27 protein-coding genes, 1 tRNA gene, 3 pseudogenes and 1 riboswitch are annotated in these 21,196 nt (G+C 70.1%); of the genes and pseudogenes, 13 read left to right on the top strand and 18 right to left on the bottom strand.

The genetic code is table 11. From position 1 onward, the window contains the following. The 3 genes and pseudogenes from ADL01_RS36685 to ADL01_RS36695 all read left to right on the top strand — a co-directional run. Nucleotides 1–284, top strand: a pseudogene (locus ADL01_RS36685) (L-2-hydroxyglutarate oxidase); the annotation flags it as partial. 227 nt (nucleotides 285–511) lie between these two features. Beyond that, the gene (gene trmB / locus ADL01_RS36690; protein ID WP_234354916.1) at nucleotides 512–1,297 is read left to right on the top strand and encodes a tRNA (guanosine(46)-N7)-methyltransferase TrmB; all 786 of its coding nucleotides are present in this window, start codon (nucleotides 512–514) and stop codon (nucleotides 1,295–1,297) included. 24 nt (nucleotides 1,298–1,321) lie between these two features. After that, nucleotides 1,322–2,716, top strand: coding sequence for a PrsW family glutamic-type intramembrane protease (locus ADL01_RS36695; RefSeq protein ID WP_053746388.1), 1,395 nt, complete (start codon nucleotides 1,322–1,324; stop codon nucleotides 2,714–2,716). A 55-nt stretch (nucleotides 2,717–2,771) separates the two neighbouring features. Here the strand turns inward: ADL01_RS36695 and ADL01_RS36700 are convergent, their stop codons facing one another. The 4 genes from ADL01_RS36700 to ADL01_RS36715 form a co-directional block, all read right to left on the bottom strand. Then, nucleotides 2,772–3,716: an aldo/keto reductase gene (locus tag ADL01_RS36700; RefSeq protein WP_053746421.1), complete on the bottom strand. Its 945-nt coding sequence runs from the start codon at nucleotides 3,714–3,716 to the stop codon at nucleotides 2,772–2,774. Nucleotides 3,717–3,870: 154 nt separating this feature from the next. After that, nucleotides 3,871–4,935, bottom strand: a complete 1,065-nt coding sequence (locus tag ADL01_RS36705) for a M23 family metallopeptidase (RefSeq protein WP_053746389.1) — start codon at nucleotides 4,933–4,935, stop codon at nucleotides 3,871–3,873. Between the two features lie 11 nt (nucleotides 4,936–4,946). Next, nucleotides 4,947–5,103: riboswitch (cyclic di-AMP (ydaO/yuaA leader) on the bottom strand. 275 nt (nucleotides 5,104–5,378) lie between these two features. After that, nucleotides 5,379–5,452: transfer RNA gene (locus ADL01_RS36710), tRNA-Met, on the bottom strand. A gap of 87 nt (nucleotides 5,453–5,539) precedes the next feature. After that, nucleotides 5,540–6,679 carry a dihydrofolate reductase family protein gene (locus ADL01_RS36715; protein ID WP_053746390.1) on the bottom strand — a complete coding sequence of 380 codons (1,140 nt, stop codon included), beginning with the start codon at nucleotides 6,677–6,679 and terminating at the stop codon, nucleotides 5,540–5,542. A gap of 101 nt (nucleotides 6,680–6,780) precedes the next feature. Between ADL01_RS36715 and ADL01_RS36720 the strand changes: the two genes are divergently transcribed. The 6 genes from ADL01_RS36720 (at nucleotide 6,781) to ADL01_RS36745 (ending at nucleotide 10,698) form a co-directional block, all read left to right on the top strand. Then, entirely contained in the window at nucleotides 6,781–7,314 is a 534-nt protein-coding gene (locus ADL01_RS36720; RefSeq protein ID WP_053746391.1) for a MarR family winged helix-turn-helix transcriptional regulator, read from the top strand. Between the two features lie 177 nt (nucleotides 7,315–7,491). Beyond that, the gene (locus tag ADL01_RS36725) at nucleotides 7,492–8,178 is read left to right on the top strand and encodes a GTP cyclohydrolase II (RefSeq protein ID WP_053746392.1); all 687 of its coding nucleotides are present in this window, start codon (nucleotides 7,492–7,494) and stop codon (nucleotides 8,176–8,178) included. Between the two features lie 77 nt (nucleotides 8,179–8,255). Then, nucleotides 8,256–9,407, top strand: a complete 1,152-nt coding sequence (locus ADL01_RS36730) for a YihY/virulence factor BrkB family protein (protein WP_078960980.1) — start codon at nucleotides 8,256–8,258, stop codon at nucleotides 9,405–9,407. Between the two features lie 144 nt (nucleotides 9,408–9,551). Next, nucleotides 9,552–9,971, top strand: coding sequence for a phage holin family protein (locus ADL01_RS36735; RefSeq protein ID WP_053746393.1), 420 nt, complete (start codon nucleotides 9,552–9,554; stop codon nucleotides 9,969–9,971). Continuing rightward, nucleotides 9,968–10,435 carry a DUF3618 domain-containing protein gene (locus ADL01_RS36740; protein WP_053746394.1) on the top strand — a complete coding sequence of 156 codons (468 nt, stop codon included), beginning with the start codon at nucleotides 9,968–9,970 and terminating at the stop codon, nucleotides 10,433–10,435. Before ADL01_RS36735 ends, ADL01_RS36740 begins: the two co-directional genes overlap by 4 nt. Continuing rightward, on the top strand, nucleotides 10,432–10,698 hold the full coding sequence (locus ADL01_RS36745; RefSeq protein ID WP_053746395.1) for a DUF4235 domain-containing protein: 267 nt from the start codon (nucleotides 10,432–10,434) through the stop codon (nucleotides 10,696–10,698). The genes ADL01_RS36740 and ADL01_RS36745 overlap by 4 nt, the downstream gene beginning before the upstream one ends. A gap of 64 nt (nucleotides 10,699–10,762) precedes the next feature. Here the strand turns inward: ADL01_RS36745 and ADL01_RS36750 are convergent, their stop codons facing one another. After that, entirely contained in the window at nucleotides 10,763–10,966 is a 204-nt protein-coding gene (locus tag ADL01_RS36750) for a cold-shock protein (RefSeq protein WP_053746396.1), read from the bottom strand. 243 nt (nucleotides 10,967–11,209) lie between these two features. Continuing rightward, nucleotides 11,210–11,548, bottom strand: coding sequence for a MerR family transcriptional regulator (locus ADL01_RS36755; RefSeq protein ID WP_053746397.1), 339 nt, complete (start codon nucleotides 11,546–11,548; stop codon nucleotides 11,210–11,212). A gap of 702 nt (nucleotides 11,549–12,250) precedes the next feature. On the opposite strand from ADL01_RS36755, the gene ADL01_RS36760 reads away from it, so the two are divergent. Further along, nucleotides 12,251–12,610, top strand: coding sequence for a hypothetical protein (locus ADL01_RS36760; RefSeq protein WP_053746398.1), 360 nt, complete (start codon nucleotides 12,251–12,253; stop codon nucleotides 12,608–12,610). Between the two features lie 153 nt (nucleotides 12,611–12,763). Here the strand turns inward: ADL01_RS36760 and ADL01_RS36765 are convergent, their stop codons facing one another. The 9 genes and pseudogenes from ADL01_RS36765 to ADL01_RS45055 all read right to left on the bottom strand — a co-directional run bounded on the left by ADL01_RS36765 (nucleotide 12,764) and on the right by ADL01_RS45055 (nucleotide 17,982). Further along, a complete protein-coding gene (locus tag ADL01_RS36765) occupies nucleotides 12,764–13,072 on the bottom strand; it encodes an SCO5918 family protein (protein WP_053746399.1) in 309 nt (102 codons plus the stop codon). Nucleotides 13,073–13,132: 60 nt separating this feature from the next. After that, nucleotides 13,133–13,468, bottom strand: a complete 336-nt coding sequence (locus ADL01_RS36770) for a CBS domain-containing protein (protein WP_053746400.1) — start codon at nucleotides 13,466–13,468, stop codon at nucleotides 13,133–13,135. A gap of 288 nt (nucleotides 13,469–13,756) precedes the next feature. Continuing rightward, nucleotides 13,757–15,283 carry a DEAD/DEAH box helicase gene (locus ADL01_RS36775; RefSeq protein WP_053746401.1) on the bottom strand — a complete coding sequence of 509 codons (1,527 nt, stop codon included), beginning with the start codon at nucleotides 15,281–15,283 and terminating at the stop codon, nucleotides 13,757–13,759. 249 nt (nucleotides 15,284–15,532) lie between these two features. Then, nucleotides 15,533–15,736: a cold-shock protein gene (locus tag ADL01_RS36780; RefSeq protein WP_053746402.1), complete on the bottom strand. Its 204-nt coding sequence runs from the start codon at nucleotides 15,734–15,736 to the stop codon at nucleotides 15,533–15,535. A gap of 310 nt (nucleotides 15,737–16,046) precedes the next feature. Then, nucleotides 16,047–16,333, bottom strand: a pseudogene (locus ADL01_RS43120) (4a-hydroxytetrahydrobiopterin dehydratase). A gap of 37 nt (nucleotides 16,334–16,370) precedes the next feature. Next, complete coding sequence (locus ADL01_RS36785; protein WP_053746403.1) at nucleotides 16,371–16,694, bottom strand: STAS domain-containing protein; 324 nt, start codon at nucleotides 16,692–16,694, stop codon at nucleotides 16,371–16,373. 34 nt (nucleotides 16,695–16,728) lie between these two features. Next, the gene (locus tag ADL01_RS36790) at nucleotides 16,729–17,001 is read right to left on the bottom strand and encodes a hypothetical protein (protein WP_053746404.1); all 273 of its coding nucleotides are present in this window, start codon (nucleotides 16,999–17,001) and stop codon (nucleotides 16,729–16,731) included. Between the two features lie 10 nt (nucleotides 17,002–17,011). Beyond that, on the bottom strand, nucleotides 17,012–17,629 hold the full coding sequence (locus ADL01_RS36795) for a DUF5994 family protein (protein ID WP_053746405.1): 618 nt from the start codon (nucleotides 17,627–17,629) through the stop codon (nucleotides 17,012–17,014). Nucleotides 17,630–17,838: 209 nt separating this feature from the next. Then, on the bottom strand, nucleotides 17,839–17,982 hold the full coding sequence (locus ADL01_RS45055; protein WP_159049730.1) for a hypothetical protein: 144 nt from the start codon (nucleotides 17,980–17,982) through the stop codon (nucleotides 17,839–17,841). A gap of 143 nt (nucleotides 17,983–18,125) precedes the next feature. Between ADL01_RS45055 and ADL01_RS36800 the strand changes: the two genes are divergently transcribed. Then, the gene (locus ADL01_RS36800) at nucleotides 18,126–18,368 is read left to right on the top strand and encodes a hypothetical protein (RefSeq protein WP_159049731.1); all 243 of its coding nucleotides are present in this window, start codon (nucleotides 18,126–18,128) and stop codon (nucleotides 18,366–18,368) included. Nucleotides 18,369–18,515: 147 nt separating this feature from the next. Then, nucleotides 18,516–18,764 (top strand): annotated as a pseudogene (locus ADL01_RS43125) (transposase); the annotation flags it as partial. Nucleotides 18,765–18,823: 59 nt separating this feature from the next. Here ADL01_RS43125 and ADL01_RS36805 read toward each other — a convergent pair. From ADL01_RS36805 to ADL01_RS36815, 3 genes are all read right to left on the bottom strand, one after another. Then, nucleotides 18,824–19,171 (bottom strand): hypothetical protein, encoded by a 348-nt coding sequence (locus ADL01_RS36805; protein WP_053746407.1) that lies wholly within the window; start codon nucleotides 19,169–19,171, stop codon nucleotides 18,824–18,826. After that, nucleotides 19,168–19,359, bottom strand: a complete 192-nt coding sequence (locus ADL01_RS36810) for a CsbD family protein (protein ID WP_053746408.1) — start codon at nucleotides 19,357–19,359, stop codon at nucleotides 19,168–19,170. The genes ADL01_RS36805 and ADL01_RS36810 overlap by 4 nt, the downstream gene beginning before the upstream one ends. Nucleotides 19,360–19,559: 200 nt before the next feature. Then, on the bottom strand, nucleotides 19,560–20,084 hold the full coding sequence (locus ADL01_RS36815) for a DUF5994 family protein (RefSeq protein WP_053746409.1): 525 nt from the start codon (nucleotides 20,082–20,084) through the stop codon (nucleotides 19,560–19,562). A gap of 354 nt (nucleotides 20,085–20,438) precedes the next feature. Between ADL01_RS36815 and ADL01_RS36820 the strand changes: the two genes are divergently transcribed. Then, nucleotides 20,439–20,906, top strand: coding sequence for a DUF5994 family protein (locus tag ADL01_RS36820; RefSeq protein WP_053746410.1), 468 nt, complete (start codon nucleotides 20,439–20,441; stop codon nucleotides 20,904–20,906). Nucleotides 20,907–21,196 lie beyond the last annotated feature (290 nt).

Genomic DNA, 21,196 nt, shown 5'->3' on the forward strand with positions numbered 1-21,196 from the left:
GGCGGTACGGGGGTGGGGAGCTGCGGCGGTCGGTGTCCAAGAGGGCGTTCGCGCGGGCGGTGCGGAGGTTGTTGCCGGTGGTGTCGGAGGGGGATCTGGTGCCTGCGGCGGCGGGGGTGCGGGCGCAGGCCGTGCTGCGGGACGGGACGCTGGTGGACGACTTTCTCATCCGGGAGGGGGCGCGGGCGGTGCATGTGCTGAACGCGCCGTCGCCGGCGGCGACCGCTTCGCTGCCGATCGGGAGAGAGGTGGCTCGGCGGGCGCTGGCTGTACTGGGCGAGTGAGCGCGGGGCTTCTCCTCGCCCCCGCCGCCCTTACCCGTCCCATCCCGTACCTGGGGGCTGCGCCCCCAGACCCCCCTTCGCGCTGAACGCGCTCGTCCTCAAACGCCGGACGGGCTGGAGGGGGGCGGGGAGAGAAGGTGCGGGTGGTTCGAGAGTGCCTGGTATACGGACCGAGACGGGTGGGCGGGTGGGTAAACACGCCCCCGCCCCGTAAAATCGGGTCCACTGTGTCTGACGACTCCCTTGACTCCGCATCGACGCCCGTCCCCGCCCGGCCCAAGGGCACCCCCCGCTTCCCCGGCGGGCCGCAGGCCGATCCCGCCGGGTCGCACTTCGAGCGGCGGATCAGAAGCTTTCAGCCCCGGCGCAGCCGGGTCACCGCCGGGCAGGGTGACGCGCTGCGTCGGCTGTGGCCCAAGTGGGGCCTCGACATCGACGGGCACGCTCTCCGGCTCGGCGAGCTGTTCGGGGACGACCTGCCCGTCGTACTCGAGATCGGGTTCGGGATGGGCGAGGCCACCGCGAGGATGGCTGCCGACGATCCCGGTACGAACGTTCTCGCCGTGGACGTGCACACCCCGGGCCAGGGCAATCTGCTCAATCTCGCCGACCAGCACGGGCTGACCAACGTCCGCGTCGCCAACGGTGACGCGATCATCCTGCTCCGCGAGATGCTCACCCCCGACTCCCTCGACGGCCTGCGCGTCTACTTCCCGGACCCCTGGCCCAAGAAGCGGCACCACAAGCGGCGGCTGATCCAGGCCGAGTTCCTCGATCTTGCCGCCGGCCGGCTGCGCCCCGGCGCCGTCGTGCACTGCGCGACCGACTGGGAGCCGTACGCCGAACAGATGCTCGAGGTGCTCGACGCGCACCCGGAGTTCGAGAACACCCAGCCCGCGGGCGGTTACGCGCCACGTCCGCGGTTCCGGCCGCTGACCCGTTTCGAGGGCCAGGGCCTGGAGAAGGGTCATGTCGTGAACGACCTGCTGTTCCGCCGGGTGCAGCACCCGTAGAGCTCCCTCGTTAGGGTCGATGCCGTGGCCGCCTTCCCCCCGTACCCGACCCACCCCAGCGGTCCCACCGACGGTCCGGTCGGCGGGGCGTTGCGGCACGCTCACTGGTGGCAGCGGAACTGGGTGCGGTACGGCGCCGTCGTCAGCCTGCTCGCGCTCTCCGGTCTCGTCATCCTCGCCCTGGTCCGCGAGCAGACCGGCACCGAGGGGTTCCTGGTCGGGCTGGGGCTCGCCGTGCTGCCCGTGCCGTTGCTCGTCGCCGCGTTCCGCTGGCTGGACCGGGTCGAGCCGGGGCCGTGGCGGAACCTGGTCTTCGCGTTCGCCTGGGGCGCCTGCGCGGCGGCCCTGATAGCGATCGTCGCCAACAGCTTCGCGACGAGATGGATAGCGACCGCCACCGCCGACCCGTCCGGCGCGGACACCCTCGGGGCGACCGTCATAGCGCCGATCGTCGAGGAGTCGGCGAAGGCGGCGGCCGTACTGCTCATCTACCTCTTCCGCCGACGCGACTTCACCGGCATCGTCGACGGCGTCGTGATCGCCGGGATCACCGCCACCGGCTTCGCGTTCACCGAGAACATCCTCTATATCGGCACCGCGTTCGGCACCGACCAGCTCACCGGGGACACCGGTATCGCCTCGGTCACGGCGGCGACCTTCTTCGTGCGCGTCGTCATGTCCCCGTTCGCGCACCCCCTGTTCACGGTCCTCACCGGCATCGGTTTCGGGATCTCCGCGCTGTGGGGCGAGGGCCGGCACGTCCGCCGGGTGCTGCTGCCGCTGTCCGGGCTGTTGCTCGCGATGAGCACGCACGCCCTCTGGAACGGCTCGTCGACGTTCGGGGAGTTCGGGTTCATCGCGGTGTACGCCGCGTTCATGCTGCCCGCGTTCGGGCTGCTGACCTGGCTGGTCATCTGGACCCGCCAGCGCGAACTGCGTACCGTGCGCGCCGAGTTGCCGGCGTACGCACAGGCCGGCTGGCTGGCCCCGGCCGAGCCGTACGCCCTCGGCTCGATGCGTGCCCGGCGCCTGGCCCGCGAGTACGCCCGCCACCACCTGGGCAGACCGGCGGCGCGCGCGGTGGCGCAGTACGAGGCGTACGCGACCTCGCTGGCGTTCCTGCGCCACCGGGGGCGCCTCGGCCGCGCGGGCGCCGATTTCGTCGTCCGGGAACAAGTACTGCTGGGCGAGCTGTGGCAGCGCAGAACGGTGGCCCGCCCGGCCCTGGACCACGCGGCGCGCGCGATCGCACCGGCGCCGGCTCCCATGCCGCCGGTCCCCTGGCCGACGTACACACAACAGCCGTACGCACAGCGGCCCTACGGACACGCGCCTCTGGGCTACGGAGAACAGGGGTACGGGCAGCAGCCGTACGGCCCCGTGACCCCGTACCCGGCCTACAACCCGTACCGCTCCTGATTCCTGTGGCGGGCCGGGACCCGTCACACCCCCCGGCCGAACCTCACGCCGAACCTCACGCCGAAGCCGCCGTCAGGAGCGCCATCTCCGCCTCCGTCAGTTCCAGTTCCGCGACCGCGAGCAGCGGCGCGAGCTGGTCGGCCGTGCGGGCGGACGCGATCGGGGCGGCCACCGTCGGCCGGGCGGCGAGCCAGGCCAGGGCGACCGTGGCGACCTCCGCGCCGTGCGCCGCCGCGACGGTGTCCAGCGCGGCCAGGACCTTCCGGCCGCGCTCCGACTCCAGGTGCTGGGCGGCGCCCCCCGCGCGCGGGCTGTCGACCGTCGTACCGGCGCGGTACTTGCCGGTGAGGAAACCGGAGGCCAGCGCGTAGTACGGGACGGCGGCAAGGCCCGTACGGGAGGCGATGTCGCGTCGCGGGCCCTCGTAGGTGTCGCGTGAGACCAGGTTGTAGTGGGGCTGGATGGCCACGTACTTGGCCAGGCCCTCGCGGTCGGAGAAGTCCAGGGAGTCCTGGAGCCGCTCGGGGGAGATGTTGGAGACGGCGATGTGGCGCACCTTGCCCGCGGTCACCAGTTCGTCGAGGGCGCCGATGATCTCCTCGACGGGCACCTCGGGCTGGTCGAAGTGCGTGAAGTAGAGGTCGATGTGGTCGGTGCCGAGGCGGCGCAGGGAGGCGTCGGCGGCGGCCTTGATGTTGCCGCCCGAGAGGCCGGGGTAGTCGGGGTGCTGGCTGACCTTCGTGGCGACCACGATGCTGTCGCGGTTGCCACGCGTCTTCAGCCACTTCCCGATGACGGTCTCGGACTCGCCGCCCTTGTTGCCGGGGGCCCACGCCGAGTAGGCGTCGGCGGTGTCGATGAAGTTGCCGCCGGCCGCCGCGTAGGCGTCGAGCACCTCGAAGGAGTGGGCCTCGTCGGCGGTCCAGCCGAAGACGTTGCCGCCGAGGGCGAGGGGGAAGACTTCCAGGTCCGATGATCCGAGCTTGCGCAGAACAGTCATGTTCATCGTCAACGCCCGTGACGGAGGCCCTGATTCCGGCCCGGTCGCGAAGTTCGTGTGAACGGGCCGAACAGCGCGTGCCTCAAAAGCAGGTAGTCCCGACGTCGGGTCGTGAACGTCAGGACTACCTGGGAGAAACCGGGGAACGCGTCCCTTACGGGTTGAGGCCCATGCTCCGCAGCCACGCCATCGGGTCGATGCCGGCCCTGTCCGAGCTGCTGGTGTGGACCTCGAGGTGGAGGTGGGCACCGGTGACGTTGCCGGTGGCACCGACGCGGCCGATGACGTCGCCCGTGCCGACCTTCTGGCCGACGCTGACGTTGATCGACGACTGGTGGGCGTACCAGAGCTCGGTGCCGTCGTCGAGGGTGATGATCGTGCGGTAGCCGTAGGAGCCGCTCCAGCCGGCCTCGGTGACCGTGCCGCTGTGGATGGCCTTGAGCGGCGTGCCGGTGGGCGCGGCGAAGTCGAGGCCGGTGTGGTAGCCGGAGGACCAGAGGGACCCGGCCTGGCCGAACGTGGAGGTGATCGTGTACGAGGAGACCGGCAGCGTGTACTCCTTGGCGAGCTCGGCGAGACGCGCGGCCTCACGCTTCGCCTCCGCTGCTTCTGCGGCCTTCTTCTTCGCGGCGGCGGCCTTCTCGGCGGCCTCCTGCTTCACCTTGGCCGCCTCGGCGGCGGCCTTCTTCGCGGCGGCGTCCTGGGCGGCCTTCTGGACCTTGGCCTCGGCCTGGTCCTTCTGCTGCTCGGCCTGGAGGATGATGCGAGCGCGCAGGGCCTCGCCCGCGTCGCTGGCGCCCTGCTCGGTCTCCTCGGTGGTCACGCCGACGCTGCTGAGCGCGGTGGCGGAGCCCTGGGGTTCGTTGTCCGAGTCGTCGTCCGTGAAGGGCGAGCCCACGGACGGCAGGTCGGGGATGGAGATGGAGACCGGCGGCTTGCCGGTCTGCGCGGTGGCCATGCCTCCCGCGCCGACGGCGGCTATGACACCGACGCCGAGAACGGTGGAGCTGCGCGCGAGTCCTCCGCCGCGCTGCTTGCTGACGCGGTGCCGGCCGCGAACGGGTCGGGTGGAGTCCGCGGTGGGGTTCCACTCTTCCCAGGGGCCCTCGTCGATACGGCGGCCGAGGAAGCCGAAGGTCGGGAACGTGCCGTCCTCGGTCTCGCTGCTGCGCTGACTCGGCACGGACGGGGCTTCTGGGGCAGCCGGGTTTGACGCCACGTGGGCGTGCTCCTTTCCTTCCTTCTCGCCTACCGGGTTAGCTGACGGGTTCGGAGCAGGAAGGTCTCCTACGCGCGTATACCTGCCGTGTTGCCAGCAGGCGGACGAACGATTCACCCCAAGTTGGTGGTTCCCCGGTTCCCTTGCGGGATTCGGCGCGTGCGCACGGAGCCGACTCTTGTGACGGCTGGTACGACCGTGCTGCGTTATCGAACGTTAATAGACCTGGCCACCGGATTCCAAGCTGTTCCCGTTGATCATTAATCCTTTTCCGGAGGACTTTCCGGGTCACCACCGGTGAAAATCGGGCGAGTTGACCATGCCCTGAGCGACTCGCGAGTACGCGCCGCTTCGTACTCTGCGGGCGACCGCCGAGGATATGTGGCCGGAAAACGACTCAGGGCCGGAAACCAGTTTCCTGGTTTCCGGCCCTGGGCCTTCAGTAGCGGGGACAGGATTTGAACCTGCGACCTCTGGGTTATGAGCCCAGCGAGCTACCGAGCTGCTCCACCCCGCGTCGTTGAACTCAACTATACGCCATCTGCGGGACCCCGATCACCACGTTTGATCGTCAGCCGATCACCAGTCCTTCGTCAGCCCGTCGTCAGTCCGACAGATGGGCGTTGGGGGCCTTGGCCCGCTCCTCGTACTCGGGCAGGACGACGACCTCCACGCCCTCCCCCGCGAGCAGCCCGGTCCCGTTCGCCGCCACCACGAAGGTGTCCGGCTCGCGCCAGGCGGTCACCACCCGGCGTACGCCCGCCTCGAGGATCAGCCGGGCGCAGGGCGCGGGGCGGGAGGCGCGGTGCGCGCAGGGTTCCAGGCTGCTGTAGACGGTGGCCGTGCCGAGCCGGGGGTCGGCCTGGTCGAGCTTCGCGAGCGCTGCCTCCTCCGCGTGCACGACCGGGTCGCCGCCCTCGCGGGAGTGGCCGCGCGCCAGTTCCGTACCGTCGGCGGCGACCACCACCGCGCCCACACTGAACGCCGTGCGCGAGGGCGGACACCGCTCGGCAAGTTCGCACGCCAGTGCCAGCCAGTGCCGGTCGGCGGCGGAGGCGAGCGGGCCGGTGCCGGGGGCGGTGGGCTCGTAGCGCATGAGGACGACGTCCTCGATCCGGCGCGTGTCCGTGAGCCGGAGCCGGCCGCCCTGGTAGGCGCCGGGGCCGAAGAGGCGGGGGGCGCCGGGGTCGCCGACGAACAGGGGTGCGAGGACGAGCTGGAGTTCGTCGGCGAGGCCCTGCTGGAGGAGCTGGGTGTGGACGGTGCCGCCGCCTTCGACCATCAGGCGCCGCACCCCCCGTACGTCATGCAGGTGTTCGAGCAGCGCCCGCCAGTCGAGCGGGCCGGGGCCCAGGCCGACGACCTCGACGTCGGCACCGAGGTTCGCGCGCCGGGCCTGTTCGGCGCCCTTGTCCGTCGTGTAGACGACCTTCTCGCCGCCCGTGTGCCAGAAGTTGGCGGCCGGGTCCAGTTCCCCCGATCCGCTCACCGTCACCTTGAGCGGGTACTCGGGCTTTCCGGCCGCCAGCCGCGCGGCCCGCCGTTCGGGCGAGTTGACCAGGAGACGCGGATTGTCGGCGCGGATGGTGCCGGCGCCGATGAGGATCGCGTCGCTGGACGCCCGTACCTCGTCGACCCGGTCGAAGTCGGCGGGGCTGGAGAGCAGCAGGCGCTCGGGGCCGGTGTCGTCCAGGTAGCCGTCGAGGGAGACGGCGGCGGACAGCAGGACGTGAGGGAGGGGCATGGGGGCACTCTCTTCCGGCTCGTTCCGGCCCTTTCCGGCTCTTCCGGCGCTCGCAGGACCTACCGCTTGGTTCAAGTTTGAAACAAACCTACACTGGTCGCATGACGACCCGCTGGCTCACCCCCGAGGAGCAGCGCGCGTGGCGCGCCTATGTCGCCGCCTCCCTGCTCCTGGAGGACGCGCTCGACCGGCAGCTCCAGCAGGACGCCGGGATGCCGCACCTCTACTACACGATCCTGGCCTACCTCTCCGAGACGCCCGAGCGGCGGCTGCGGATGACCGATCTCGCCGAGAAGCTGAAGATCACGCGCAGTCGGCTGACGTACGCGGTGGCGCGGCTGGAGAAGGACGGGCACGTACGGCGCGAGGCCTGCAAGTGGGACAAGCGGGGCACCATCGCCGCGCTGACCGACGAGGGGATGGCGGTCCTGGAGCGCACCGCCCCCGGGCATGTCGCCACGGTCCGCGCCGCCCTCTTCGATCACCTGACGCCGGAGCAGGTGGGCCAACTGGAGGAGATCGGCACGCGGATCGAGCAGGCGCTCCAAGGGGAGGGGGCGCAGGCGGCGCCAGAGGGGCTGCCGTGGCTGCGCCGGTCCTCCTCGGCGTGCGGTGCCGACGACTTGGGCGCATGAGTCGCACCGCACTACGTTGCTTTAATTTTTAAGCATGGGGTAGGGTCACCCTTCGAGTGAGGATCTGCTTCAAATCTGAAACAGCTTCGGAAACGGCTTCGTCAACAGCTGTCAACAGCTTCTGAAGCAGATCCCCCCGCAGATCCGAGGATCGATCGAGACCAACGGGAGACCCGCATGCCCGACTTCCCCGCCGCCACCCAGCGCTCCCGCGTCCGGGTGCCGCTGCGCTTCCACGACGGCTACAGCGTCGACACCGAACTGGTCACCTTCCACGGCCTGACCGACGGCCAGGAGCACGTGGCGATGATCCTCGGCGAACCGGCGCCCGGCACCACCCCGCTGGTCCGGCTGCACTCCGAGTGCCTCACGGGCGACGCCTTCGGCTCGGCCCGCTGCGACTGCGGCCCGCAGCTGCGCGAGGCCGTCGAGCGCATCGCCGAGCACGGCGGCGTCCTGCTCTACCTCCGCCAGGAGGGCCGGGGAATCGGCCTCTACAACAAGCTCGACGCGTACGCCCTCCAGGACGAGGGCCTCGACACGTACGCCGCGAACGCCGCGCTGGGCCTCCCGGAGGACGCCCGCGACTACACGGCGGCGGCCCAGATGCTCCAGGCCCTGGGCATCGACTCGCTGAACCTCCTGTCCAACAACCCGGACAAGGGCGACCAGCTCCGGGCGCTGGGCATGGACGTCCACGACCGCGTCCCCACGGGCGTGTTCAGCACCCCGGCGAACGTCCGCTACCTGCGCGCGAAGGTCCTGCAGACCCACCACACCCTGCCGCTGGGCGAGCTGGGCGAGCTGGGCGGCATCGGCGGGCACGGCGGGCACGGCGGCCTCACGGAGCTGAGCGTCGGCTGAGGGAGCGCCCGGGCGGCCGGGCTTCCAGGTCTCCGAACCGACGGTTGGATCGCTGCCCAACCGGATACTCGTGCGAAATGCAACGGAACCTGAGACGGCATGGACGCCATGCCGAATACGACGAGCGCAACGGGTACGGCGAGCACGACAGCCACAGGGGGTACGACGACGGCCGCAGGGGGTACGACGACGGCCGCGGTGGGCACGGAGAACCGGCCGACGCGACCGCCGGGGCCACGCGGCCACCCCGAGCCGGGCCGGACGAGCGGGTGGAGCAGCGGGCGCCGGACAAGCCGACCGACCTGCCCAGGTCCTCCTGGGTGGCGGTGCTGAAAGGCGCCGCCAAGGAGTTCAAGCGGGACGAGCTGGTCGACCGGGCCGCCGCCCTGACCTACTACAGCATCCTGGCGCTGTTCCCGGCCCTGCTGGTGCTGGTCTCCCTCCTGGGGATCATGGGGAAGTCGACGTCGCAGCGGGTGCTGGACAACATCCAGCAACTGACCCCGGGCGCGGTGCGGGACGTCCTGCGCAACGCCGTGCAGCAGATGCAGGGCACCGCCGGCATCGGCTCGGTCCTGGCGATCGTGGGTCTGGTGCTCGCGGTGTGGTCGGCCTCCGGCTATGTCGCCGCGTTCATCAGGAGCGCCAACGCGGTGTACGACCTCCCCGAGGGCCGTCCGGTCTGGAAGGTGCTGCCCGTCCGGCTGGGCGTGACGGTGGTCCTCATGGTCCTCGCCGTGTTCAGCGCGGTGATCGTCGTGTTCACCGGAGGCCTGGCCCGGCAGGTGGGCGGCGCGCTGGGGATCGGCGACACGGCACTGACGGTGTGGTCGATCGCGAAGTGGCCGGTGCTGGTGATCCTGGTCACGATCATGATCGCGCTGCTGTACTGGGCGACACCGAACGCGAAGATCCGCGGCTTCCGGTGGATCACGCCGGGCAGCTTCCTGGCACTGGTGATCTGGATGATCGCGTCCGCCGGGTTCGCGGTCTACCTGGCGAACTTCGCCTCGTACAACAAGACGTACGGCACCTTCGCCGGCGTGATCATCTTCCTGGTGTGGCTGTGGATCACGAATCTGGCGATCCTGCTCGGCCTGGAGTGCGACGCGGAACTGGCCCGCCAACGCGCCGTCGCGGGCGGCCACCCGGTCGACGAGGAACCCTACGTAGAGCCGCGGGACACCCGGAAGTGGGACCCGGAGGACCGCCGCCGCCTCGAATCCTGAACCGGTGGACAAGCCAGTGAATGAGCCGGTGGATGAGCCGGCGAACGGGCCGGTGGGTCGTGCGTGCTCGGGCGGGGTGACGCGGGCGGGCGGGGGTACTCGCAGAGCCGTCCGACAGATCCGACCAAGGACAGGTGAGCACCCATGACAACAGCGGGCTCCCACCGCACGGCCGGCGAGACGCGGGAACCGGTGAGCGACCTGGTCCAGCGTGCCTCGCACCAGTTGTCACAGCTGGTCCGTGACGAGATGCGGCTGGCTCAGGCGGAGATGACCGAGAAGGGCAAGCGGTACGGCAAGGGCGGCGGTCTGTTCGGGGGCGCCGGCCTGGGGGGTGTCCTCACTCTTCAGGCACTGGTGGCCACAGGGATCGCCGCGCTGTCGCTCGTCATGGACGTGTGGGCGGCGGCGCTGATCGTCACGGGCGTCCTGGCCGCCGTCACCGCGGTGATGGCGGCGCTCGGAAAGCAGCAGTTCAGCAAGGGATCACCACCGACACCCGAACGGACGATGGACCGCGTCAAGGCCGACGTAGCCGCGATCAAGGAGAGTGCACACCGATGACCGACAACAAGGCGCAGCCGGGCGACGACGCGACACCGTCCGCTGAGGAACTGCGTAGGCGGGTCGAGGCGACGCGCGGGGACCTGGGCGAGACCGTCGAGGCGCTCGCGGCGAAGGCCGACGTCAAGGCGCGGGCCCAGGAGAGGACCGCGGCCGTCAAGCAGCAGGTCGCCGAGAAGACCGCCCACGTCGGGGCTCAGCTTCGCGACAGGGCCACGCACGCCGCCCACGCGGTACAGGACAAGACCCCCGAGCCGGTACGCGCCAAGGCCCACGCCGCCACCGAGCAGGTCCGCGGCACCGCCGTACACGTCGCCGAACTGGCCCGGGACAAGGCTCCGGAACCGGTACGCGAGAAGGCCGGCCAGGGTATGCGGGCGGTGCGCGCCAATCGCGCCCCGCTGATCGCCGCCGTCGCGATCGTCGCGCTGCTGCTGGTCCGGCGGTCGAGGAGGCACCGATGAACGCCTCGAAGGTCGCCTACAAGCCGGTCGGTATGGTCATGGGCGCCCTCGGCGGCATCCTGGCCGGTGCGATCTTCAAGCAGGCCTGGAAACGGCTCGCGCACGAGGACGACGCTCCCGACGCCACGGACGAGTCCCGCAGCTGGCGCGAGGTGCTCGCGGCTGCCGTCGTCCAGGGCGCGATCTTCGCCGGTGTCAAAGCCGCCGTCGACCGCGGCGGCGCCACCGCCGTCCGGCGCGTGACGGGCGCCTGGCCGGGCTGAGCCCGGAACGACGACTGGGCCGCGCGGTATGACGCCGCGCGGCCCAGGACGTTCACAACGTAGATCAGGCGGTGTTGATGTTCTCCGCCTGCGGGCCCTTCTGGCCCTGGACGACGTCGAACGTCACGGCCTGGCCCTCCTGGAGCTCACGGAAGCCCGAGGAGTTGATCGCGGAGTAGTGCGCGAAGACGTCCGGACCGCCGCCGTCCTGGGCGATGAAGCCGAAGCCCTTCTCCGCGTTGAACCACTTCACAGTTCCAGTTGCCACAGTCATGCCTTCCAGTCGATGAAACGCCTGCCCCGTCGTGGGGCATGCGGAGGTGATCGCCCTGGTCCCTGCGGCACAGCACAGCAAAGCGCCCACACCTAGGGCGTGGGCAAGGGGAAATCCGAACCACGACAGCTCCCACAGACGCTACCCGCCCGCACCCGCTATCACCACAGAAAACTCCGCTCAGTATTCCGGCCATGCTCGTGGGTGATGGCCCGCCGCCCGGCGGGCACGCTCACTTCAGGACGCTGCGGACGGTTTGGAAGCGTTGTCGGCGCGGCGGTATTCGGCGTTGATGCGCTGCGCTTCCTCGAGCTGGTCCTCGAGGATGATGATCCGGCATGCGGCGTCGATCGGGGTGCCCCGGTCGACGAGCTCACGCGCGCGGGCCGCGATACGCAGCTGGTAGCGGGAGTAGCGGCGGTGTCCGCCCTCGGAGCGCAGGGGTGTGATCAGGCGCGCTTCACCGAGGGCCCGGAGGAAGCCGGGAGTGGTGCCGAGCATTTCAGCGGCCCGGCCCATCGTGAAGGCGGGGTAGTCGTCGTCGTCGAGACGGCCTAGCGACTCGTCTGCTGTCATCTCACCTCTCTGTGGAACGCGTCGAGGGGCCTTGGTGCCGTACGGCACCAAGGCCCCGAAGGAACAGCAAACACCATCTGCCGGCCCTACTGCTGCACCGGCCTTCGTTTTCCGCACTGCCACCCGCCGAGCGGGAGGGGATGCGGGGATCGCGGATGTATGACCGGAGACCACCTACCTATCGATGTCCTGCGGTACCCGGGCTCAGATTTCCGCCTGGGCGATCCTGATGGCGCTCGACTCCTCCGTTCTTCCCTCTGGAGCAACAACTCGTTCGATGTTCTTCGAACAGGAACTGCGAACTGCTGGTACTGCGGGTACAGCGAACTACTCGTACTGCGAACTGCTGGTACTGCTGGTACTGCTGCCGCGTCAACCGCGGCCCTACCGGTGGCGGCCCCTGATCACCGCAGGCCACCCGGTCCGGTCGTCAGTCCCGTCGCCGACCTGCTCAAACCTGGCTTCGACACTCCACCACCGCACCGTCACGCATGTACTGCTTCCCGCCAGTTCGTGTCTGCCGGGCTTCTCTCGATCTCGGCTACAAGAGAAACAGTAATGACTCGGATCCCCAATGTCTACTGCGGCAAGCATAGATTTTGGTGGGCTCCACGATGAGGTATCTGTCTGGGGGCGCCCGCTGGCGTCTGAGACCGTCCGCGGCACACGTCCCGCCCGGGCCGGTGCATAGAATCCGGTCCCATGTCGAAGCCTGACGAGCTGATCGTTGACGTCGCCGCCCTTGTGGAGTCCGGGCGGAGCAACCAGATGTCCCTGACCGTGGTCACCGGTGGGGCCGTCATCACCGGAAGACTGGCTCCCGAAGCCGTGTGGAGGCAGAGAGTGTCGGAGGTGCTGACGGACTCGGCCCAGCTGGGCGAGTTCTCCGCCGTCTTCGACGCCCCCGTGAAGAAGGACGGGCCGCCCACGCACCTGCATTTCCATGTCGCCCGGATCCTCCAGGGCACGGTCGGCATCCCGGAGACGGGCGGGATGTACCGCATCGCGATCGAGGACGTCAGCGCCTGGACCGTGGGCGACTTCAGCTACTCCGACCACTGACCCACCCGCCACCGCCGCCCCGCCGACCCAGCACCGTGCCGATCACAGCACAACACGGCACGGCACGACCTGACACGCAGTGAGGGCCCGACCGGCGTCTGCCGGTCGGGCCCTCACTGATGTTTGTCCGGCTCACGCCGTTGCGGTGGTCGGTCAGACGGTCACGGCGTCGCCGAGCAGCGCGGACGCGTGCTGGTACGGGTCTTCGACCCGCGCCGGAGCCGCCTTGGGAACAGCGCCGCAGGTGAAGCCGAGCTTGGCCATGGCCCGCACCACCTCACCCGCGCTGAAATCGCGGGGGTCCTGGCGGGTGACGATCTGGCCGACCTGCTTGACGGGGTAGTGACGTCGTCCGATGATCACCGACTCGCCGGTGATCGGCTCGGGCTTGACGCCCTTCATCGACTCCAGCACGCCGCTCTTGGTCAGGTCGAACGGGAAGCGTGCGATGACACAGCGCATGATGCCTCACAGGGAGAAGTGGAGACGGGGGACGGAAGAAGGTTCAGCCGGAGAGGGCGTTCAGCGGGAGAGGGCAGGCACGGGGACGCCCGGCGCGCTGGCGTGTTCGGCGAAGCGCCCGCTGCCGTCGGTGATGTCACTCAGACGGATCCGGTCCGTGTAACCGCGGCTGTCCCTGACCGCGGCGAGCCGGGCCCGGGTGACCAGGCCGACGTACTGGCCGTCCTCGTCGCAGAGGACCAGATGCCCCGTACGGGCGGCCGCCGTGACCGACAGCGCCACCTCGACGGTCATGTCGTGCCAGACCTGCGGTCCGGCCGCGTCCATGGCTTCGCCCGCCGTGCTGGGCACGGGGTTGGCGCCTGCCGGGCGGTTCTGCATCTGGACCAGCGTCAAGAGTGCCTCCTACGGAGAGCGGAGATGGGCCGGCTTCCCGATCACAAGGGTGCCGGGGCTGTCGTCGAAGCCGTCGTCGGCCGGGAGGGCGGACCCGGGGCCCGCCGTCCGGGCGGCAGCGGCTCCGTCCGAGTAGACGCGTGCGCTCGTCGTGCCGGGCGCAGGCCCTCGTACGGGCTGTACGTGGGCCTGCGCCCCGAAACGGCGAGTGGGGGCACCTCCCACGCCCTTACGGCGTGGGGGAGCGTGCGTGGCGCCGCCAGGCAGACCGGAATTCGAAGACAGGCCCTACGCGGCAGTGTCGACGCTCGACTGCCGTCCGGGCGTGCGGTGGGCCGCCGAGGCGGCGGGACGGCGCCGGCCACGGGAGGCGGCGCCGCCGCGCCTGGCGGTGCTGCCGCCACGCTTCTTGGCGCGTTCGACCACCGGTGCGGTGATGACGACCGGGACGCCGGAGGGGGCCTGGGCCCCGGTGATGGCGTGCAGGGCGGCTTCGCCGGCGCGGACCTGCGTGGTCTGCGGGACGATGCCGGCCGCCGTCATGAGGCGGGTCATCTCGCGCCGCTGGTTCGGGGTGACCAGGGTGACGACGCGACCGGACTCGCCGGCGCGCGCGGTCCTGCCTCCGCGGTGGAGGTAGTCCTTGTGGTCGGTCGGCGGGTCGACGTTGACGACGAGGTCGAGGTTGTCGACGTGGATGCCGCGCGCCGCGACGTTGGTCGCGACCAGCACGTTGACGTGCCCGCTCTTGAACTGCGTCAGGGTGCGCGTGCGCTGCGGCTGCGACTTCCCGCCGTGCAGGGCGGCAGCGCGGACCCCGCTGTTCAGGAGGTGCTCGGTGAGCCGGTCGACGGCGTGCTTGGTGTCCAGGAACATGATCACGCGACCGTCACGTGCGGCGATCTCGGTGGTGGCCGAGTGCTTGTCGGCGCCGTGGACGTGCAGCACGTGGTGCTCCATCGTCGTGACCGCGCCGGCCGAGGGGTCGACGGAGTGCACGACCGGGTCGCTGAGGTAGCGGCGCACGAGCAGGTCGACGTTGCGGTCGAGCGTCGCGGAGAACAGCATGCGCTGGCCCCCGGTGCGAACCTGGTCGAGCAGCGCGGTGACCTGCGGCATGAAGCCCATGTCGGCCATCTGGTCGGCCTCGTCGAGGACGGTGATGGCGACCTGGTCGAGCCGGCAGTCGCCGCGGTCGATGAGGTCCTTGAGACGTCCGGGGGTCGCGACGACGATCTCGGCGCCCCCGCGCAGCGCGCTGGCCTGCCTGCCGATCGGCATGCCGCCCACCACCGTGGCGAGCCGAAGCCGTACGGCGCGGGCGTACGGGGTGAGCGCGTCGGTGACCTGCTGGGCCAGCTCACGCGTCGGTACGAGGACCAGGCCCAGCGGCTGCCTCGGCTCGGCGCGCTGCCCGGCCGTACGGGCCAGCAGCGCCAGCCCGAAGGCGAGGGTCTTGCCGGAGCCGGTGCGCCCGCGGCCGAGGACGTCCCGGCCGGCGAGGGAGTTCGGCAGGGTCGCGGCCTGGATCGGGAAGGGCTCGGTCACGCCCTGCGCGCGGAGCGCGGCCAGCAACTCCTTGGGCATGTCGAGATCGGCGAAGCCCTCCGCGGCGGGAAGCGCCGGGGTGATCGTCTCCGGGAGGGCGAACTCGCCCTGGGGCGCGGCGGATCGACGGCCGTAACTGCCGCCGGAACGGCTCTGGCCGCCGGACCGGCTCGCGGTCGGCGAACCGGATCGGCCACCGCTCCGTCCGGACGCGGCACCACCGTTACGGGTGCGGGAGTAGCGGTCGTTCGTACGTGTGCGGTTCATGCGGAACCTTCCTGGATGCGCGGCTCACATCTAGGAATTTCCCGCAGCAACGAGCGGCGCGGAGAATTGCAAGAATGGGCCGATGAAATGCGAATGCGAATCTGGCGTGCAGTGAATTCATGGAATCCACGCGGGCTCAGTTGCGGAAACCGACGACTCGATGCCGTGCGATTTCCGGGAGAAAAACACATGCAGCTGGGGCCCGTACCCCGAGGGATGCGGGCCCCAGCTGCACAGTACGCGTCAGCGTCAGGCAAGAACGATGTTCTCGGCCGTCGGGCCCTTCTGGCCCTGCGCGATGTCGAAGGTCACCTTCTGGCCCTCGAGCAGCTCGCGGAAGCCCTGGGCAGAGATGTTCGAGTAGTGGGCGAACACGTCAGGGCCGCCACCATCCTGCTCGATGAATCCGAAACCCTTTTCCGCGTTGAACCACTTCACGGTGCCAGCAGCCATGTCATATCTCCTTTGGGGGGCAGTGCATACGAAATCCGCACCGTGCGGACTCCGCGTCGCTGCGATGATCACCCGCCGGAAAAGACCGGGACTCTAAATTTCGGGAACCACACCTGCAACTTTGATCGACAGTAGCACACCACAAGGTCACGCGTCGGGTGACTAATGCCGCACTATTTAGCGTGGCAAATAACCTGTCCGCACGTTCCGTAAATATCTCAGCTCGCGGCCACAGATAATCCACCACGCCCGCCCGACGGGAGCCGCCCGGACGCCCGGCACAGCGGGGGTGCCTTCAGCGCGCCCTTCGTCAACCGTCGACAGGCTCAGCCATGTGCACCCTGGCGATGGCGTCGATGCGCCGGGCCCGGTCGAAGTCCGCGACTGTCAGCTTGTGCCCGGCGTCGTGCGTGGTGATCGCGAACCGCGCCCTTCCCCACCGCAGGTCGATATCCGCGTGGTGGCTGATGAGCCGCTCGACATCGCCACGTGCACGATCATCGCCACCCCGCCGTGATGGCGAATGCCGAACGTACGGGTGACCTGAGCCCCGGTCCGGATGTCCTCCGGACTGGGGCTTCTCCGTAGACCCTGCACGCATCGCTCCCGCACGAAGCCCGCCTGAACCGCTCTTTCAAAGCGGCCGAGAGAGGAGGACTCGGCCGGAACCGGTGTCCGCGAGGAGCCGTGCGGTCTGCGGGGACGGGTGGTGCAGCCGCAGGGACGCGCGGGCCTCGACGGCGTACCGCGACGCGTCGAGGAAGACGCCCAGGCCGCTGCCGTCGCAGAGGCCGACGGTGGTCAGGTCGACGTCGATGGTGGTGATGCCGTCGTCCAGGCATCGCTCCAGGGCGGTCCGCACCTGGGGCGCGGTGACCGGGTCGATCTCACCGGCCAGGGTGATCAGTGCTCGCGTGCCCCGGTCGTGCCGGTAGATGTTCAGCTGCGGAAGAGTCATGACGCCTCGGATCGTTGGCCCCGCCGGGCTCCTGTCACTTGTGGTGAGTGGTACGGCTGCGCCGGCGCGGCGGGAAGCGGCCGCGGCCCCCGTCGCGGTGGTCCCGTCGTTCGCCGGCGGTCGGTGCCTCGGACCGGTCCGGTCCCACCGGGGGCTGCGGCGTGCCGCGTCCACGGCGGCCGGGCAGGGCGGCGCTGTACCGGCGCACGGCAATCCTGTCGGCGTGCTGGATGTTGAGCCGGTGGATCACGTATGCCGCCGCTGCGACGAGGACGATGAAGACGGTGGCCGTCAGGAAGGTGCTCATGGCGGCCGCCTCACATACCGACGATCAGGCGACTGACCTGACCGGTCCGACCGGTCCGACCGGACGGACGGGGCTGTTCCGGTACGGTCGCGGACATCGCGGAGGCGCCGCCCTCGTACTCCCATGCCCCGTCGTCCGGGATCAGCGGCTCGTCGGCGGCGCGGACACCGTGCCGGGCCTCGTCCGCGGCGATGAGCGCGCTCGCGGTCATCGGCGGGCCGTCGTAGGCGGACGCGGCAGCCATCAGCCGGGCCGCCGACTCCGCCCCGGTCTCCGGCGGGATGATCAGCAGGTCCCAGCGGCCGGTGCCGTAGGAGAGCAGGAGCAGCTTGTGCGGGTCGATTTGCGGGGTGAACCAGCCGACCTTGACGACGTGGCCGTTCACGGAAACCTTGCGGGGGATGACCGGCCAGTACATCGGGTTGACGGCGATACGGGTGATGCGGCCCCACAGAGGGTCCAACACGTCGGTCAGCGCGGGCAGTTCGCTCGGCAGATCCCGGGAGCGGGGCCACCAGGCACCGTCCAGGAGTCCACGGGAGGCGCCGTCGGTCTTCAGGGCGAGACGCGCGGCCGGGGCTGCGACGGGCTCGGGATGCGGCAGGGGCAGGAGCAAGGTCGCCGACATGATGCGGACCCGTCTCCGGGCCGCTTCTGCGCGGCCCGGGTTTCAGCTTTCGCCGAGAACGACCCGGCATGGAAGCCGGTGTGCGAAATGCTCTCGGTCCGTCCACACTACTCCGCGCTCCCCCGCAGCGCGGAGTAGTGGTTGCCTGGAAGGCTGCTGAAAATCTTGTTGTTGGGGCTGTCCGGCCGTGGGCCGGGCGGCCCTTTTCGCTATGCGGTGGCCGGGGTGAGGTGCCAGGTGGTGCCGGTTCGGGTGAGTCCGAGGTTGATCAGTCGGCGGAGTTCGAGTTCTTCCTCGTGGTTTCGCGACCGCTCTTCCGCGACTCCGGTGGCGAGCGCCTTGCCGAACTTCATGACGCCTCCGTGGGCCGATGCCGGGGACCGCCCTGGCCATGACGACAGATAAGAGGGCAACTGGACACAGGGCCTCCGACCGAAGGCCGCAGACCCGGGCATTCGGAGCGGGTGATCATGTTTGCCAGGGGCATCCTCCACTGGTGCACATAGTGGGGATCGCCATCATCAGCGCCGTCGGTCTGTTCGTCTGGCTGCTCGCCGCCCTGTTCCTCCTCCTGGCTCACAACCACTGGCAGGCACGAGGGACACGCGCGGCGCACCTCGTCGTCTCCGCGGTGATCCTGGGGGCGCTGGCATTCGGGATCTACCGGCTCATCCTCGCCATCCCGGCCGAAGGATGCGGGTCGTCCCCGGCTGAGAAGTCGAGCTGCTCCCTGGGCTAGGAGTCTCCTGAAAGTCTTTGGTTCTGGCACCCGGCAGCTGACGTGGGGCCAGACTGGTCTCGGTGCAGGGGGACTGGGCTGGTGAGCCGGTCGGGCCGGATGTCTGGGAGACGTGTCGCGCGCTGATCCCGGCCGGGAGCGTGTTCGCGTGGCGCCCGGGACCAGGCCGCCACCAGCCAGGAATGGCAGGACGAGTACCGCCGCTGGCGACCGCCCGTCGAACGGGCCATCGCCTGGTTGGTCACCCGAGGCAACCGACGCGTCCCCTACCGGGGCGTCCTCAAGAACGACACCTGGCTCCACAACCGGGCAGCCTCCCTCAACCTCCGCCGTCTCATTGACCTCGGCCTCGCCCACACCGGCGGCACCTGGACACTCACACCCGCCACCGCATAACAGTGGAGGGGCATCTCCGCTCGGGACACCCCTCCACCAGCAAGATCTTCAGGAGCCTTCTAGATGTGGAGCAGTCGTTGGGTGATCTCCCGGTACAGCCTCAGCGCGTGCCTGAGTTCGTCGGACTGCGTCCCCGGGTCCTGGTCCTGCCAGCCGGCGCGCAGGAGACGGCGCCGTTCCGCGAGGGCGCTCACCAGCAGGGCGGTGGCTTCGTCGTAGGTGCTCTCAGCCTCTTCCAGCGCCTCGCGCGGGGTGTCGGCGAAGGTGTTGAGGGCGTGCCGGAGGCGCTGGAGGACCTTGTCCCGTTCGATCGACGAGAGCAGCGGCTGCGGGCCCGGGCCGCGGCGCCCGGCCGGGCCCGGGGTGTGGCCTGCGGGCTGCTGGGCGCGTGTCTGGTCGTACATCATCGGGGGCCGCTTCCGTTTCGCCTGAAGGCGTCCTTGGTCTTCTCGACGGCCTGTTTCAGGCCTCCGGAGACCCGGTCGATCCTGCCCCTGCGTTGCAGCCTCCTGTCGTGGGTGACCCGGCCGAGCTCTTCCGTGATCCTGCCCTTCATCGTCTGCGCGTGGTTCCTGATGGTCCGTGAAACGGCCATGTCGGCCTCCCTGTTGTCCGATGGGTGGGTTCTCGCGGAGTCTGGGCGAGGGGTGTTGGTGGAATCTTCGCCGTGTGTTCCGGAGTCGCACGGCCCCGCACCGTGCTGCCGCCGGACCCTGTCCGACGAGCGGTCCGTGTCGACGCGGCGGCCACGCGATCCGGGCCGCCTCGTCACGGCCGGAGCGGTGACGCCGGTGGTCACATCTCCGCCGTCGGCCGGCCGGGCCGTCCGCTGCCGGAGTCGTACGACGAGGAGGCGTGGTCGGCCTGTTCCCTCGCCATGAGAGCGGTCGCTGTCGACTGCGGGGCGGTACTCGCGCTCGCCGCGGCCATAAGCCGGGCGGCCGAGGCGTCGGTCGCCTCCGGGGGAACCACCAGGAGGTCCCAGGGGCCCGACGTGCCGGACAGCAGCAGGATCTTGTGCGGGTCCAGCTCCGTGGTGAACCAACCGACCCTCACCACCTGGCCGTTGACGTAGATCCTGTGCGGGATGACCGGCCAGTAGCGGGGGTTGACGGCGATACGGGTGATGCGGCCCCACAGCGGGTCCAGTACGTCGGCCAGCGCGGGGAGTTCGTCGGTCAGGTCACGTGAGCGGGGCCACCAGGCGCCGTCCAGTTCGGCATGGCCCGGAGGAGGGTTCACGGGTTTGAGGGCGAGACGCGCGGTCGGTGCCCTGAAGGGCACGGCGCGCGGCAGGCGATGGTCGGTGGTCGCGTACATCGCGCGAACCCATCCCCGGACCTCTGCGCGGGGGCAGTTGTCCGGTGTCGTTGCTCACCAGGAACGACACCGGCGACGGGGCCGGTGCGCGAAGTGCTCCCGATGCCTTCACGCTACTCCCCGGAGAGGCCGAACGGAGGTCGCCTCACCCGGATGCCGTCCTCGCCCAAGGGTGTTTCCCCGGGCCGTATGACGACCTCGTTGTTCCCCATGGGTACGGATCCACGAACCGGATCTTCCACCTTGCTCCGGCGTGACCCGCAGCCCCCAAGTGTGTGACCAGCGGGCTTTCCGGCCGCGGAGTACCGTGAAACGAGGAAGTCACTCCATATCTCTCGCAGACAGGCGGGCGTCATGTCCGACTCCGGTTCCCCGCGGGTGACCCGGCTCCTGCCGGACTCCGTCCACCGGGCCGTGAGACCCGGGACGGCCGTCGTACGGCTGGAGACGACGCACGACCGCCGTGGCGTTCTCGACGGGGCGTGGTGGCCGCGCTCCCGTGACATCTCCGCCGAGCTTCCCGCCCTGATCACCGCGCTCACCGAGTACCTGGGGCCGATCACGCGGGTCGGCCTGGACGCCGGATCCTGGGACGGGCTGCCGACGCGGCTGGTCGTCGAGGACCGGGTCGTCCACATCGACTCCTTCCCGGTCGGCGACGACACCGTCCTGGTCACCCGGGGCGAGGCGGACATATTCTCCCTCCTCGTGGTCCCGCCCCACGCGACGCCCGAGGCGGCACGCGCCGCGATGGCCGAAGCGGTACGTGCCGACAACCTCACGCGGGCCGAACAGATCCTCATCGACACCGGCACCAGCTGAGCCGCGCCGGGGACACCGATCACCCCGTCTCCGGCCCGCGCGGGCCGGCCAGTGCCTTGTCGCTCTGTGAGCTGGACACGGACCGCTGGGGCAGACGGAGCCTCGGCGGTTCCGGCACTGATGCGCGAGGTGCACCCTCGTGAAGGAGCGCGAGAGGTGATCGACGCTGCCGGAAGCTGGGGCCGTACCGCGCACGCCGGCCTTCGCCGCGTCCCCTGAACAGACGGTAAGTGGCCATCCGTTCCTGGCGGAGGACGCTGACGTGGGCCGCTGTCCACAACCTCTGGAGA

The sequence above is a fragment of the Streptomyces sp. NRRL WC-3618 genome (assembly GCF_001280005.1).
GTDB lineage: Bacteria > Actinomycetota > Actinomycetes > Streptomycetales > Streptomycetaceae > Streptomyces.

Bases quoted from the DNA above. Each gene is read 5' to 3' on its own strand.
- ADL01_RS36815 (WP_053746409.1), bottom strand. From the start codon at position 20,084: ATGTACGCGACCACCGACCATCGCCTGCCGCGCGCCGTGCCCTTCAGG.
- ADL01_RS36735 (WP_053746393.1), top strand. From the start codon at position 9,552: ATGACAACAGCGGGCTCCCACCGCACGGCCGGCGAGACGCGGGAACCG.
- ADL01_RS36820 (WP_053746410.1), top strand. From the start codon at position 20,439: ATGTCCGACTCCGGTTCCCCGCGGGTGACCCGGCTCCTGCCGGACTCC.
- ADL01_RS45055 (WP_159049730.1), bottom strand. From the start codon at position 17,982: ATGAAGTTCGGCAAGGCGCTCGCCACCGGAGTCGCGGAAGAGCGGTCG.
- ADL01_RS36775 (WP_053746401.1), bottom strand. From the start codon at position 15,283: ATGAACCGCACACGTACGAACGACCGCTACTCCCGCACCCGTAACGGT.
- ADL01_RS36740 (WP_053746394.1), top strand. From the start codon at position 9,968: ATGACCGACAACAAGGCGCAGCCGGGCGACGACGCGACACCGTCCGCT.
- ADL01_RS36720 (WP_053746391.1), top strand. From the start codon at position 6,781: ATGACGACCCGCTGGCTCACCCCCGAGGAGCAGCGCGCGTGGCGCGCC.
- ADL01_RS36715 (WP_053746390.1), bottom strand. From the start codon at position 6,679: ATGCCCCTCCCTCACGTCCTGCTGTCCGCCGCCGTCTCCCTCGACGGC.
- ADL01_RS36790 (WP_053746404.1), bottom strand. From the start codon at position 17,001: ATGAGCACCTTCCTGACGGCCACCGTCTTCATCGTCCTCGTCGCAGCG.
- ADL01_RS36810 (WP_053746408.1), bottom strand. From the start codon at position 19,359: ATGGCCGTTTCACGGACCATCAGGAACCACGCGCAGACGATGAAGGGC.
- ADL01_RS36725 (WP_053746392.1), top strand. From the start codon at position 7,492: ATGCCCGACTTCCCCGCCGCCACCCAGCGCTCCCGCGTCCGGGTGCCG.
- ADL01_RS36730 (WP_078960980.1), top strand. From the start codon at position 8,256: ATGCAACGGAACCTGAGACGGCATGGACGCCATGCCGAATACGACGAG.
- ADL01_RS36700 (WP_053746421.1), bottom strand. From the start codon at position 3,716: ATGACTGTTCTGCGCAAGCTCGGATCATCGGACCTGGAAGTCTTCCCC.
- ADL01_RS36745 (WP_053746395.1), top strand. From the start codon at position 10,432: ATGAACGCCTCGAAGGTCGCCTACAAGCCGGTCGGTATGGTCATGGGC.
- ADL01_RS36805 (WP_053746407.1), bottom strand. From the start codon at position 19,171: ATGATGTACGACCAGACACGCGCCCAGCAGCCCGCAGGCCACACCCCG.
- ADL01_RS36760 (WP_053746398.1), top strand. From the start codon at position 12,251: ATGTCGAAGCCTGACGAGCTGATCGTTGACGTCGCCGCCCTTGTGGAG.
- ADL01_RS36785 (WP_053746403.1), bottom strand. From the start codon at position 16,694: ATGACTCTTCCGCAGCTGAACATCTACCGGCACGACCGGGGCACGCGA.
- ADL01_RS36755 (WP_053746397.1), bottom strand. From the start codon at position 11,548: ATGACAGCAGACGAGTCGCTAGGCCGTCTCGACGACGACGACTACCCC.
- ADL01_RS36765 (WP_053746399.1), bottom strand. From the start codon at position 13,072: ATGCGCTGTGTCATCGCACGCTTCCCGTTCGACCTGACCAAGAGCGGC.
- ADL01_RS36780 (WP_053746402.1), bottom strand. From the start codon at position 15,736: ATGGCTGCTGGCACCGTGAAGTGGTTCAACGCGGAAAAGGGTTTCGGA.
- ADL01_RS36795 (WP_053746405.1), bottom strand. From the start codon at position 17,629: ATGTCGGCGACCTTGCTCCTGCCCCTGCCGCATCCCGAGCCCGTCGCA.